The sequence below is a fragment of the Rhodococcus sp. ARP2 genome (genome assembly GCF_001029585.1).
GTDB classification, from domain to species: Bacteria; Actinomycetota; Actinomycetes; order Mycobacteriales; family Mycobacteriaceae; genus Rhodococcus_F; species Rhodococcus_F erythropolis.
Genome location: NZ_LEKE01000011.1, coordinates 124,678 through 138,614 on the forward strand (window position 1 = coordinate 124,678; position 13,937 = coordinate 138,614).

Here is a 13,937-nt window from a genome sequence, read left to right on the forward strand (position 1 = left end):
GCGAAACCCCAGGAAGGCTTCACCCGTGATTCTTCTGCTCTCCACGTCCGATACCGATCTGCTGAGCGCCCGCGCCAGCCAGGAAGCCGGCGACGGCGTCTCCTATCGCTGGGCCAACCCCTCACGCTTGCTGGTCTCGGAGGACTTGCCGCCCTTGCTCGACGGCGTCGACCTCGTGATCGTTCGTATCCTCGGCAGCCGTCGCAGCTGGGAAGACGGCTTGGAGATGGTCCTCGCCTCCGGACTCCCCGTAGTCGTTCTCGGCGGCGAGCACGCGCCGGATGCCGACCTCATGGAGTGCTCGACGGTCTCCGCCGGTGTTGCTGCCGAGGCGCACAACTACCTGGCTGAGGGTGGCACACAGAATCTGGCACAGCTGCACCACTTCCTCTCCGACACCGTCCTGCTCACCGGCCACGGTTTCGAGCCGCCGGCTCACCTGCCTTCCTGGGGCATCGCTGATTTCGCGCCCGATCTCGACTCGGCGAGCGGTCCGGTCATCGCAGTTCTGTACTACCGCGCCCAGCATTTGGCCGGAAACACCCGGTATATCCAGGCGTTGTGCGACGCGGTCGCCGAGGCCGGTGGCACCGCGCTGCCGATCTACTGCGCATCTCTGCGAACCGCAGAAGCCGAACTTCTGAGCACGCTCCGCCGCGCCGACGCCATGGTCGTGACGGTTCTTGCTGCCGGCGGCACCAAGCCCGCCACCGCGTCCGCTGGTGGGGACGACGAAGCCTGGGATGTCGCCGCACTCGCTGCACTCGACGTCCCGATCCTGCAGGGGCTGTGCCTGACCAGTAGCCGCGCCACCTGGGACGAGAACGACGACGGCCTGTCGCCTCTCGACGTCGCGACGCAGGTGGCGGTGCCGGAGTTCGACGGGCGCATCATCACGGTCCCGTTCTCCTTCAAGGAAATCGACTCCGACGGACTGTCCACGTACGTCCCCGATGTCGAGCGCGCTGCCCGTGTCGCCGGCATCGCTGTCCGTCACGGCAAGCTTCGCCACATTCCGACCACCCAGCGTCGCGTTGCTCTGATGCTCTCGGCGTACCCGACCAAGCACGCCCGTATCGGCAATGCCGTCGGCCTCGACACTCCGGCGAGCGCAATCGATCTGCTCACCGAAATGCGTTCTGCCGGTTACGACCTCGGTCCGGTCGACGGTCCTGACGCAGTTCCCGGCCTGGCGGCCAAGGACGGCGACGCGCTGATCCACGCCCTGATCGCGGCCGGCGGCCAGGATCCCGACTGGCTCACTGCCGAGCAGCTCGAGGGCAATCCGATCCGCATCTCGGCAGCGAAGTACCGCGAATGGTTCGCCACTCTGCCCGAGGAACTGCGCAGCGGTGTCGAGGAACACTGGGGTGCAGCGCCCGGCGAGTTGTACGTCGATCGCTCGCAGGATCCGGACGGCGAAATCGTCATCGCGGCACTGCGATTCAACAACATCGTGCTCATGGTCCAGCCGCCGCGGGGATTCGGTGAAAAGCCTGTCGCGATCTACCACGACCCGGATCTGCCGCCGAGCCACCACTACCTCGCGGCCTACCGCTGGATCGCTGCCACCCCGGACAACGGCGGATTCGGCGCCGACGCCGTTGTGCACCTCGGCAAGCACGGCAACCTCGAATGGTTGCCGGGCAAGACACTCGGCATGTCCAGCAACTGCGGCACCGACGCAGCGCTCGGCGACCTGCCGCTGATCTACCCGTTCCTGGTCAACGATCCGGGCGAGGGAACACAGGCCAAGCGTCGTGCTCACGCGACGCTCGTCGATCATCTGATCCCGCCGATGGCCCGTGCCGAAAGCTACGGCGACATCTCCCGCCTCGAGCAACTGCTCGACGAGCACTCCAACATTTCCGCACTCGATCCGTCCAAGCTCCCGGCTATTCGCCAGCAGATCTGGACACTGATGCGTGCCGCCAAGATGGACCACGACCTCGGCCTCGCCGAGCGGCCTGAAGAAGACGTGTTCGACGACATGCTCCTGCACGTCGACGGTTGGCTGTGCGAGATCAAGGACGTCCAGATCCGCGACGGTCTGCACATTCTCGGCCGTGCACCCCAGGGCGACGCCGAAATCGAACTGGTCCTCGCCATGCTGCGTGCCCGTCAGATGTGGGGCGGCGAACAGAGCGTCCCCGGTTTGCGTGAAGCACTCGGGCTCAGCGAAGACGGCGACGAGTCGCGCAGCCGTGTCGACGACGTCGAGGAAAAGGCGCACGCTCTGGTTCGCGGCATGTACGACGCCGATTGGAACCCCGCTGCGGCAGAACAACTCAGCGACGACGAGACCGTCGTGAAGATCCTGCAGTTCGCGGCCACCGAAGTGGTTCCGCGTCTGCGGCAGACGGACAACGAGATCAAGCAGGTCCTGCACGCGCTCGACGGCGGATTCATCGCCGCGGGTCCGAGCGGTTCGCCGCTGCGCGGCCTGATCAACGTTCTTCCCACTGGTCGTAACTTCTACTCCGTCGACCCCAAGGCAGTTCCTTCACGTCTGGCGTGGGAGACCGGTCAGGCGATGGCCGAGTCGCTCGCCGCTCGCTATCTCGCCGATCACGGCGAATACCCGCGCTCGGTGGGTCTGTCGGTGTGGGGAACCGCCGCCATGCGTACCTCCGGCGACGACATCGCCGAAGTGTTCGCGCTCCTCGGTGTTCGCCCCGTCTGGGACGAAGCAAGCCGACGCGTCGTCAACCTCGAAGTCATCGATCTCGAAGAACTCGGCCGCCCGCGCATCGACGTCACCGTCCGCATCTCCGGATTCTTCCGTGATGCGTTCCCGCACGTGCTCGCACTGCTCGACGACGCCGTTCAGCTGGTCGCGGCACTGGACGAGACGGACGAGCAGAACTACGTGCGCGCCCACGCACAGGCCGACCTTGCCGAGCACGGCGACGCCAGGCGTGCGACCACCCGTATCTTCGGTTCGAAGCCCGGAACCTACGGCGCCGGACTGCTGCAACTCATCGACTCCAAGACCTGGCGCGGTGACGACGACCTCGCCGAGGTGTACACCAACTGGGGCGGCTTCGCGTACGGCCGTGGGCTCGACGGAATCCCGGCAGCCGACGACATGCGCAGTGCTTACCGTCGAATCAACGTGGCGGCCAAGAACACCGACACACGTGAGCACGACATCGCCGATTCGGACGACTACTTCCAGTACCACGGCGGCATGGTTGCCACCGTGCGCGCGCTGACCGGAAAGTCGCCCGAGGCATACATCGGCGACAGCACTAGGCCGGAATCGGTTCGCACACGCACACTTTCGGAAGAGACCGCACGTGTCTTCCGGGCGCGCGTGGTCAATCCCCGCTGGCTCGACGCGATGCGCCGTCATGGGTACAAGGGTGCCTTCGAGATGGCAGCCACGGTCGACTACCTCTTCGGGTACGACGCCACCACCAACGTGGTCGCGGACTGGATGTACGAAAAGCTCGCCGAGACCTACGTTCTGGACGAGCAGAACCAGAAGTTCATGACGCAATCCAATCCGTGGGCACTACACGGAATCGCCGAGCGGCTCCTCGAAGCCGCCGAGCGCAACATGTGGGAGCACCCCGAGCAGAAGACACTCGACGGCTTGCGTCAGGTGTACCTCGAAACCGAAGGCGAACTCGAGGGGGAGTAAACCTCGAGAATCATCAGCAGGTCCGGGCGCTGAAGTGTTTCAGCGTCCGGACTTGATGATCTGAGCGATGTTCCGCTCCGCCAGAGCAGTGATGGTCAGTGACGGATTGACGGTGCCGGTGCTGCCCGGAATGGCAGCGCCGTCCATCACGTACAGGCCGTCGTAGCCCTTGACTCGCCCGTAGCCGTCGGTTGCCTTGCCGAGAACCGCACCGCCGAGGGGATGCGCGGTGAACGAGGAATTGACGTCTTTCGCGAACGGCAAGGCGGACGGCAGCGTGGTGCCGGCGAAGGCCATCTTGTTCTGGACGGCGCGCAGGGCCTCGACGGTGGCGTCGTTGCCGTTCTTCGGCCAGTTCAGCACCACCCGATCGTTGCCCCCGTCGTAGGCGAAGTCGGCGCGCTGCGAATCGAGGGTCATACCCAAGGTTCCGAGCATGCCGATGTTGACGGGTAGGCCGGGGACGTACCAGTTTTCCAGGGAGAGTGGCATTCCCGACTCGTCGACGATCCGTGATGCCGACGGTGCGGCTTGCGCAGTGCCGTCACTGAAGCCGAACGAGCGCACCATCCCGGCGTCGCCGTTCGTTCCCCAGCCCTTACCGACGTGTTCGTTGAGGTTCGGCAGCGCGCCCGTCGCCTGGGCGCGTACCAGCAGTTCGGAGGTGCCGATCGAGCCGGCGCCGAGGAACAGACGGTCACAGGTAAGAGTCTTCCGGGCCAGAACGCCACCCGTCGGATCCGTCGATTCGACGTCGACGACGTAGCGTCCATCACGTTCGCGACCGATCGCGAGCACCTGATGTCCGTAACAGACGGTGGCTCGTCCGGTGGCTTCGGCGGCGGGAATGTAGTTCTGTGTGAGGTCGAACTTCGCGCCGTTGGAGTTACCCATGTTGCTGTCACCGACAGTGGCCGAGGCTCGGGTTCGGCCGTCGAGTTCTGAGCGCACCACGTCCCAGTTCCAGATCCCGTCGATCCGCTGCGGATCGAATCCGGCACGACGAGCGTCCTGATCCCAACGACGCGAGTGACCGAAATTCGGGGTTTGGTAAATGTCTTCGGGCAACGGGCTCAGACGCAGCATCTGGCGCACCTTGGGGTACCAGGTGGACGCCATCTCGTCGTAGTCGAGGGAGTTGCCGAAGACTGCGTCGAAGAATCGGCGCTCGGGCGCGATCATCACGCCGGTGAAGATGATGGAACCACCGCCGACTGCAGCGCCGCGCCAGACCGAGATGTGTTCGTAGTCGGTGGCATCGAGGACGCCGCTGAAGTAGTCGCACACCACCGGGAGTCCGGTGAGGTTGGTGAACGATGTGCGCCGGAAAACTCCGCGGCCGTCGGCCAGCATGTCGGAGGTGTGAATCTCCCGCTGCGGATCATGCGGCCATCGGAGTCCGCGTTCGAGGATGGTGACCTGGGTGCCGCTCTGCGCCAACCGGAGAGCGGTCGCGCTGGCGCCGAAACCTGACCCGATGACGATGGCTTCGGAATGTTCCGGGGGAGTGGGCGAGGGTACGAACAACTCGGGGACGAGTGCGCGGTAGTGATCGGCACCCATCGGTAGCGCACGCAGAGGCGCGGGGGCGGCGTGGCTGATCGAGGTCGACATGAGCGGTGTCGCGGCTGCAACTGCTGCCCCCACTCCGGCCGCTTTGAAAAAGTCACGACGCTGCATGTCACGACGCTGCATGTGTTTGTTCGACTCCCCAGTTCGACGATTTGCCTCAGAATAACGCGAGATGGAGTTTGGGGACGAAACGGCATGTTGAATGCGCACAGAAACCGGATAAAACGTGCATAAGTGGCATGTTTCAGCCGATTGCGGAAGGTCGCCGGATAGTCGCCGAGGCTCATCGGTGTCCAGTGAGAGGTTCCCGCCCCTATCCTCGAGGAGTGAACTCCGACTTCAAGCGCGTCTCCGAGGCCAAGTACGTCCTACTCACTACCTTCCGCAAGGACGGAACGCCGGTGGCGACGCCGCTCTGGGCCGCGCCGGACGGCGACAAGCTCCTGATGTGGACCGTCACCGATTCCTACAAGGTCAAGCGCATCAAGCGAAACCCCTCGGTCACAGTCGCCGCGTGTGACGCGCGGGGAAATCCGAAGGGTGAACCGGTTGCCGCCGTCGCCGAGATCCTCGACGCGCCGGGCACCGATCATGCTCGCGACGCGATCGCGCGTCGCTACGGAATCCTTGGCTGGATCACCATGAAAGGCAGTCTCCTGCGCCGCGGCAAGACCGGAACGATCGGACTTGCCATCACTGCAGCTTGACCGCGTCAGTTGCCGAGCAGATCGTCCAACGCTGAATCGAACCGCGGATAGGTGAAGGGGAAGCCGTTGTCCGTCAGCACTTTCGACACGGCGTGACGACCCGTCAGGCCCAAGGCAGCGTCGCTGCGCAGCAGGAACGCGCCGAATCTGACCATGACAGCGGGCGTCGGCGGCGCAGGTGGCCGGTGAAGGTGCTTGCGCAGCCCGGCCATCAGTTCTGAATTGCGGACGGGATCCGGGGCAGTCGCGATGACCACCCCCGAGGCAGCCGAATCGGGTTCGAGGGCCCAACGAACGATCGACAGCCAGTCGTCGATGTGAATCCAACTTGTCCATTGTCGACCTGACGCAACGCGTCCGCCCAGACCGAGACGTACGAGCAACAGGAGTCGCTCGAGCGCCGGTGTGCCCTTCTCCAACACGACGCTGGTTCGCAGGATCACTACTCGTGACGTGTTTGCTCCCTCGACCGCTGCCTCCCAGTCCTTTGCGACGTCGGTCATCTGAGGTGGTCCGTCAGCGAGTGGGGAAGCCTCGTCGAGTCGGGTCTCTCCGGCGTCGCCGTAGATTGCGAGCGTGCTCGCCTGGATCCACACCGGAACAGGGTGCGCCAGTAGTTTCGACGCTTCGACCAGTGCGCGGGTCGGATCGACTCGGGAACTGGTGAGCAGTGCGATGTTTGCCGGGGTGGGTCGGCGATCGACCAACTCGCCGGCGAGGTTGATCACCGCGGCGCCGTCGAGTTCTCCTGCCCAGTCGCCTACCGTGACACCGTCCCACTGAACCTGCCTGTGCCTGCCGGGTTTCGGTGACCGAGTCAGGACCACGACGTCATACCCGCGGTCGGCGAGATCGTCGCTGATTCGGCGGCCGAGAGCGCCGGTGCCGCCGGCGATCACGACCTTCGTCATCACTGCGCCTGGCTGACCGAGGACATGTGGAAGTCGGGAATCCGCATGGGCGGCATGGCCGTGCGGGTGAACCAGTCTTTCCACTCGCGGGGAAGCGTGATCTCGGTGCGTCCAGCCTCGGTGACCCGCCGCAGGAGATCGAGCGGGCTCTCGTTGAAACGGAAGTTGTTGACGGCGCCGACGATCTTGCCGTCCTCGATCAAATACACCCCGTCACGGGTGAGTCCGGTCAACAGCAGCGTCGTCGGATCCACCTCACGGATGTACCAGAGGGTTGTGAGCAGTAGCCCCTTCTCGGTACCTGCGATCATGTCCTCGATCGAGGTGTCGTCACCACCGGTCAGGATGAGATTGTCGCCGGGAACTGCGACAGGTCGACCGAATTCTCGTGCAGCGTGGCGCGGGTACGCCAGTGCATTGACGACGCCGTCTCGGACCCAGTCGACGGGTTCGATCTCCATACCGTTGTCGAACAGTGAGACGGATTCACTCGACGACGTCGTGATCACGAACGGCGCGGACTGCAAGCCCTCGGCGCCGGGGTCGGAGGTGAGTGTCAGTGGCAATCCGAGCTTCTCGCCGATCCGGGTACCACCGGTGGTGGAAAGTGCGGTGTGGCCCTCTTCGGCGCCGCGACCCTCCATGGTCCACATCAGATAGATCATCAGGTCCGCGACAGCCGAAGGCGGAAGAATCGTCTCGTAGCGGCCGGCGGGCAGACTGACCGAATTTTCCGCCCAATCGAGTCGAGTGGTCAACTGCGACAAAAGGTTCGGCACTGAAATGTCAGTGAAATCGACAGTTCCGGATCCGACCCAGGCGCTGGCGTCGCCGCGCTTGCCGTTGATCTCCACGGAGCCGGTGGCCTGAGCCGTTCTACGTCGCACGCCCGTCGAAGTTCCGAGCCAGGTGGTGTGCAACTGGTGGTGAGCGAAGCCGAACAACTGGTCATCACCGTCGAAGGCCGTGGACAGGTCGGCAGCCAACTGCGCAAAGACACCGATGTCGGTCAGGGCGGCCGGCAGGTCCCAGTCGGTCTCTGCCACCGACTGCGTGATCAGGTCGGACGCGTCGTCAGCCGGAGTGGCTGTGCGCGCAGCCTGTTCGCTTGCCTGTACGAGTGCGGAAATCTGCTCCGGATCGACACTGCTGGAACTGACAGTGCCCACCTTCGCGATGTCACCCTCGCGCACGATCGAGATCACCGTCCACGTCCGGGACAGCGAAACTCCGTTGGTGGTCATCGAATTGTTGGCCCACCGCAGCGACGCCTCACTCGCATCGGTCACGATCACCAACGATTCGTCTACCGTCCTCGCGGCCAATGCACGCTCGACGACCTGCTGCGGATCGATCACTGCTGAGCCTCCGAACGAGTATTGAGGATGTTGACTCCGCGGAACAGAGCGGACGGGCAGCCGTGGCTGACCGCCGCAACCTGACCGGGTTGCGCCTTGCCGCAGTTGAATGCGCCCTGCAGGCGCCAGGTCGACTCACCGCCAACGGCTTCCATCGAGCCCCAGAAATCCGTCGTCGTCGCCTGATACGCCACGTCACGCACCTGACCGTCGAGCTTTCCGTCACGGATCTTGAAGAACCGCTGACCGGTGAACTGGAAGTTGTAGCGCTGCATGTCGATCGACCAGGACTTGTCACCGACGACGTAGATGCCGTTCTCGACTCGCGAGATCAGGTCTGTGGTCGAGGTGTCCGTAGAAGGGTCGGGGGAGAGCGAGACGTTGGCCATTCGCTGGATGGGAACGTGATGTGCGGAGTCGGCGTACGAGCAACCGTTGGAACGCGTCAGCCCCAGCCTCGGCGCGAACACGCGGTCTAGTTGATACCCGACCAGTGTTCCCTCTGCCACCAGATCCCACCGTTGAGAGGCGACGCCGTCGTCGTCGAATCCGACGCTGGCCAGGCCGTGCTCTTCGTTACGATCGGCGGTCACGTGCATGAGTGGCGTTCCGTATTTCAGCGTTCCCAGCTTGTCCGGCGTCGCGAACGACGTACCGGCGTAGGCCGCTTCGTAGCCGATCGCGCGGTCGTATTCGGTGGCGTGTCCGATGGATTCGTGGATCGTGAGCCACAGATTGGTCGGATCGATCACGAGGTCGGTCGGACCCGCTTCGACGGTCGGTGCCTTCGTCTTCTCTGCCAGCCACTCCGGGATCTGCGCGAGCTCATCGCCCCAGTTCCACGTGCTCTGCGCCCCGAGGTACTCCCATCCGCGACCTACCGGCGGCGCCAAGGTGCGCATCGATTCGAAGCTGCCGGCCGACTTGTCGACGGCGGTCGCCTCGAATTCGGGGTGCAGACGCACCCGTTGCTGGGTGATCGACGAACCGGCCAGATCCGCGTAGAAAGTTTGCTCCTTGACCTGGAGGACACTCGCCGTGACGTGATCCACGCCGTCAGCGGCTTGAAGCCGTCCGGAGTAGTCGACCAGCAGCGCTACCTTGTCGGCCGTCGGTGTCGCGAAGGGATCTTCGAGGTACGGGGACACCCACGTCGCGTCGGCGTAGACGGGCTCGTCGGCGAGGGTGACCGGATCCCGATTGAGCGAGCGTAATGCCTTCGCAACCTCGACCGCTTGGCGTGCCAGCGCAGCCGCGACGTCAGGGGATACCTCGGCGTGCGAGGCGAATCCCCACGTGCCGTCGACGATCACACGGACGGCGACCCCGATCTCGTCTCCGTCGGACACCGCCTGAACTACGCCGTCGCGCAAGCGGATCGACTGTGTGAGCACGCGGTGGACACGAACATCGGCGTGCTGAGCGCCGGCTGTTCTCGCTGCCGACAGCGCCGCATCAGCGACAGCTCGCAGCGGGAGGGCGAGGAAATCTGCATCGACATCTCGGGTGACGGTCACGCACACGACGCTAGCCGACGACCGCCGATCTCAACCGAACTGCTGCCATCCGAGGCGAATCACCATGGCGATCACGACCACCAACAGCGTGATCCGGACGAATCCGGATCCCTTGCTCAGCGCCATCCGCGAACCGATGACCGCGCCGAGAACATTGCACACCGCCATCGCCAAACCCAAACTCCACCAGACATGCCCGGTGACGGCGAAGTAGGCGAGCGCGCCGAAATTGGAACCGAGATTGATCACCTTCGCCATGGCCGCGCTCCGAACGAATTCGGTTCCGAGGAAGGTGGCGAAGCTGATGATGAGGAAAGTGCCGGTACCGGGTCCGAGCAGACCGTCGTAAAGCCCGATGAGTCCGGCGGAGAGCAGCAGGACGAGGACGGTCTTGCGCTGCGTCGGACGATGAGTGGCGATCGTGGTGCCCAGCGTCGGCCGCATTGTCACGAAGACGGCGACAGCGACGAGTACGACCATCACGATCGGAATGAAGTACTTCTTGTCGATCAGTGAAACGGCCGCCGCCCCGCACGCGGACGTCACCGCAGCCAAGGCGGCTGCCGGCGCCATCTGCCGCCATTCCATCGGGATTCGACGCGAGAACGTGTACACCGCAGCACTCGTCCCGGTGAATGCCGTCAGTTTGTTGGTGGCCAGTGCGGCCTGCGGGGTCAATTGCGGGGCGACCAGAAAGAGCGCGGGCAACAGAATCAATCCGCCGCCGCCGACGACGGCGTCCACCCAACCCGCCGCCGTTGCTGCCGTCATCAGCAGTCCCCAATCAGCAATATCCACGGCGGTGACTCTTTCACAGCTGTGACACTCTTGAGCACATGCGGAGGTTCAGCCTGTGGCTGCGAGGAAAGCCGATGATCGCGGACAGCGCGCTCGCGCTCGTGTTCTTCGCGCTCGAGGTAGTCACGTTCGTCAGTTCGCCGCGTGAGGAGCGGTGGCCTCAGCTCGTCGTCGGATTTCTGATCTGCCTTCCCGTCGTGTGGCGTCGCAAATATCCACGTGTGTCCGCTGCGTCCATATTGTCGATGTCGTACTTCGCGACCCTGATGATGTGGGCGACCGGGGATCCGGCTGCGGAACATCCAGGCCTGCTGGCGCTCGGAGTTTCGCTCTACACACTCGTTGCGTACGTCGATCGGCGTACCGGGGCGATATTCGCGTGCTTCCTTGCCCTGGACATGACTTTCTCGTTGCTCGTCATCCGCCAAGACGTGATCCTGACGATCATCATCGCGACGCTGCTCTATGCGCTGGCCTGGATCACCGCCGAGTTCTTGAGCGCGCGACGTGCCTACGACGAGGAAGTGGCCGCCAGACTCGAAGTGGCCGAATACGAACGAGACCGCCGCGCCGAGGATGCGGTGGCGACGGAAAGAACCCGGATCGCCCGCGAACTCCACGACGTCGTTGCCCACGCGGTCAGCGTGATGATCGTTCAAGCGGACGGCGCCTCGTACGCCGTCGATTCCAATCCGGCGTTGGCGAAGAAGGCGCTCGGCAACATCTCCAGCACCGGACGTGACGCGCTTGCCGAGCTTCGCCGGACCGTCTCGCTTCTGCGCACCGAGGTCAGTAGCGATTTGATGCCGCAACACGGAACGGCCGGCATCGCCAAGGTCGTCGAGATGATGCGGGCTGCCGGTCTCGGCGTGCGCCTCGAGCTGACCGGCGAGCTCGACGACGTCAGTCCATCGGTCAGCCTGGGCATTCATCGCCTCGTTCAGGAATCACTGACCAATGTCCTCCGCCACGCCGGCGCGAACCCGAAGGCCCGAGTCGCCGTGCGCCGCACCGAGACCGCGGTACTGCTCGAGGTCGTCGACAACGGAACGTCGAGCTCGACCTTCGCTCACGGTTCGGGCAACGGACTGGTCGGCATGCGTGAGCGGGTGGCGGTACTGCACGGGACACTCGAGACGGGACGACGCCCCGACGGCAGTTGGCGTGTGTACGCAGAGTTGCCGCTCGAGATCCACGATTGATACCGGCTCGCCGCAATCGCATTGGCACCGACGTCTCAGGCCCGATAGGTTTACGCCGTGCCCATCACCGTGCTGCTAGTCGACGACCAGGAACTCATGCGGATGGGCCTGAACATGGTGCTCGAAGCACATGAGGACATCTCGGTCATCGGTGAGGCCGGTGACGGAGCCGCGGCGGTCGCAGCGGCGGTAGCGCTGAAGCCTGACGTCGTGTTGATGGATGTGCGGATGCCGATTGTCGACGGTGTGAAAGCGACGGAGCAGATTCTTGCCTCCGGGATCGAATCCAGGGTCCTGGTCATGACGACGTTCGACCTGGACGAACACGCGCTCGGCGCCCTGCGTGCCGGAGCGAGTGGGTTTCTACTCAAAGACACCCCGCCCGAGGACCTCGTGTCGGCTATCCGCAGCGTGGCGGCCGGTGATGCGGTTGTTTCCCCGAAGGTGACACGTCGTCTGCTGTCGAGGTTCATCGTGGACGGTCCGGCGCCGCGACGCGATCCGGTGGTTCTCGACGTCCTGACCGAACGCGAACGCGAAGTCCTCGGGCACGTGGCCACGGGACTGTCGAACATCGAGATCGCACAGCAGCTGTACCTGTCCGAATCGACGATCAAGTCGCACGTCGGACGCATTCTGACCAAACTCGATCTGCGTGATCGTGTGCAGGCGGTGGTGCTGGCCTACGAGACCGGACTGGTAACTCCGGGCGCGTAGGCCAGCCGCCTGTCATGCAGCGAGCGTTTCGCTCTGCTCAGGCATCAAAAGCGCCCACTGTTGGCAGCACGATGCAGGTCTTCCCGTCTGCGTAATCGACATTGCCGAACAGAGCGGCAAACACCTTGCCGTCGCCGGTGTCGACAACCTTCGAGAGCAAAGGCGTATCGAGTACGGGCAACTTCTCGTCCAACGGGACGATGCCACCCTTGAAGGTGCCGACGTTGATCCAGGCAACACTCAACCCTGAGGTCTTGGGTATGCCGACGTAACCCGGGATTGCCTGGAACCGGAGATGGTCGGCCTCGACCCACGGCGGCAACGGGAAGTTCGGACCGGCCTGTGCGGAGCTGAGGGTGACGGTGACAGGTTCACCGGCCACGCCACACCCGACCGTCGGTGCGGGGTACATGAACGACTGCGGCTTGGTGACGCCGATGTCCGGGAGATCGAGGGCGGTCGTGATCTGATCAGCTCCTGCCGTGCCGATCAACTGCTGAACAGCAGCAGAGGCTTCGGGGGAGATGGCTGCGGCCTGCGCGATCAGCGCGGCAATTCCTTCGGGTACTACCGGTTCTGCGGCCGCGGTTCCCGCGCTGATCATCGTGCTGCCGGCGGTGAGTGCCACGACGGCGGCAGTGCCGGCGATGGCAGCGGGAATGCGTCGGGCGAGTGTCTTGCCGGGGAGTCGGCTCATGTCGGGCTCCTTCATTTCATGAGGCCGGGAAATGCGGCCCGAAGTGACTTGACCACGCGCATAGTCTCAACGTCAACTTGAGGTTTAGAATCGTTAGCGGAGCGTTAGTTAACGCCAGGCAAGTCGCACGTGCGCGAGAGAAGGCCCGTGTGACTCACGGCACTCGCCTGTTTTGCACCTCTGCGTCGTTGTCGGGAGAAAATCCGGCCCCTCGAGCGTTGAACGGATAGACCGTCTGAAAGGGGACGTCATGATCGCCGCCGTATTCCTCCTCTACGTGATCGTCGAGATCGCCGCATTGGTCATCGTGGGCAACGCCATCGGTGTCGCCTGGACAGTGCTGCTGTTTCTCGCCGGTTCGCTTGTCGGATTGATCCTCATGCGTTCACAGTGGCGACGAGTCATGGACGGATTCCGCAAGGCAACGAGGGGTGAGGGATCGCCGTCACTGGCGGTCGCCGACGGCGCCTTGGTCGCGGCGGGCTCCGCGTTGATGTTCGTACCCGGACTCGTGACTTCCGTTCTGGGCCTTCTGCTTCTGATTCCGCCGACCCGGTGGGCGCTCCGCCCGCTTGCGGTGCTCCTGGCAGGCAAGCGCGCAGCAGCATTTGCCGCCGGTGGTGACGCCTTCGCCGGAACCGTCGGCTACGCGGCGCGCATGCGCGGAAACGGCGAGGTGATCGACGGCGAGATCATCGTCGAGACACCCGAAACCACCGAGTACGTAGCAAGCAACGGCAAGGAACTGGTCCTCGAGGGTGAGATTCTGGACACGGATACACCCACCCGTTCGCGGGGGCCGCAGTACTAAC

At 64.1% G+C, this 13,937-nt stretch carries 11 protein-coding genes; 5 read left to right on the forward strand and 6 right to left on the reverse strand.

Annotated elements, in window-relative coordinates; all coding sequences use genetic code 11:
- The first annotated feature begins 25 nt into the window (after positions 1-25).
- Complete coding sequence (cobN, locus tag ABX74_RS02790) at positions 26-3,646, forward strand: cobaltochelatase subunit CobN (RefSeq protein WP_047888159.1); 3,621 nt, start codon at positions 26-28, stop codon at positions 3,644-3,646.
- 39 nt (positions 3,647-3,685) lie between these two features.
- Here cobN and ABX74_RS02795 read toward each other — a convergent pair whose 3' ends face one another.
- On the reverse strand, positions 3,686-5,341 hold the full coding sequence (locus ABX74_RS02795) for a GMC oxidoreductase (protein WP_082148444.1): 1,656 nt from the start codon (positions 5,339-5,341) through the stop codon (positions 3,686-3,688).
- Positions 5,342-5,544: 203 nt separating this feature from the next.
- Between ABX74_RS02795 and ABX74_RS02800 the strand changes: the two genes are divergently transcribed.
- Positions 5,545-5,925, forward strand: a complete 381-nt coding sequence (locus ABX74_RS02800; RefSeq protein ID WP_029255376.1) for a PPOX class F420-dependent oxidoreductase — start codon at positions 5,545-5,547, stop codon at positions 5,923-5,925.
- A 5-nt stretch (positions 5,926-5,930) separates the two neighbouring features.
- On the opposite strand, the gene ABX74_RS02805 is transcribed toward ABX74_RS02800, so the two are convergent.
- From ABX74_RS02805 to ABX74_RS02820, 4 genes are read right to left on the reverse strand one after another with little or no spacing between them, the layout of a single operon-like run.
- Positions 5,931-6,836: a TIGR01777 family oxidoreductase gene (locus ABX74_RS02805; RefSeq protein ID WP_020969646.1), complete on the reverse strand. Its 906-nt coding sequence runs from the start codon at positions 6,834-6,836 to the stop codon at positions 5,931-5,933.
- Positions 6,836-8,194 (reverse strand): metallopeptidase TldD-related protein, encoded by a 1,359-nt coding sequence (locus ABX74_RS02810; RefSeq protein WP_047888160.1) that lies wholly within the window; start codon positions 8,192-8,194, stop codon positions 6,836-6,838. Before ABX74_RS02810 ends, ABX74_RS02805 begins: the two co-directional genes overlap by 1 nt.
- On the reverse strand, positions 8,191-9,711 hold the full coding sequence (locus tag ABX74_RS02815) for a TldD/PmbA family protein (RefSeq protein WP_047888161.1): 1,521 nt from the start codon (positions 9,709-9,711) through the stop codon (positions 8,191-8,193). Before ABX74_RS02815 ends, ABX74_RS02810 begins: the two co-directional genes overlap by 4 nt.
- Positions 9,712-9,741: 30 nt before the next feature.
- Positions 9,742-10,509 (reverse strand): TSUP family transporter, encoded by a 768-nt coding sequence (locus ABX74_RS02820; RefSeq protein WP_019748481.1) that lies wholly within the window; start codon positions 10,507-10,509, stop codon positions 9,742-9,744.
- 38 nt (positions 10,510-10,547) lie between these two features.
- Here ABX74_RS02820 and ABX74_RS02825 point away from each other — a divergent pair, with 38 nt between their 5' ends.
- A complete protein-coding gene (locus tag ABX74_RS02825) occupies positions 10,548-11,711 on the forward strand; it encodes a sensor histidine kinase (protein WP_047888162.1) in 1,164 nt (387 codons plus the stop codon).
- Positions 11,712-11,768: 57 nt separating this feature from the next.
- On the forward strand, positions 11,769-12,428 hold the full coding sequence (locus ABX74_RS02830; protein WP_003945024.1) for a response regulator: 660 nt from the start codon (positions 11,769-11,771) through the stop codon (positions 12,426-12,428).
- A 37-nt stretch (positions 12,429-12,465) separates the two neighbouring features.
- Here the strand turns inward: ABX74_RS02830 and ABX74_RS02835 are convergent, their stop codons facing one another.
- Positions 12,466-13,125, reverse strand: a complete 660-nt coding sequence (locus tag ABX74_RS02835; protein ID WP_020969642.1) for a hypothetical protein — start codon at positions 13,123-13,125, stop codon at positions 12,466-12,468.
- 250 nt (positions 13,126-13,375) lie between these two features.
- On the opposite strand from ABX74_RS02835, the gene ABX74_RS02840 reads away from it, so the two are divergent.
- Positions 13,376-13,936, forward strand: a complete 561-nt coding sequence (locus ABX74_RS02840; protein ID WP_003944915.1) for an FxsA family protein — start codon at positions 13,376-13,378, stop codon at positions 13,934-13,936.
- Position 13,937 lies beyond the last annotated feature (1 nt).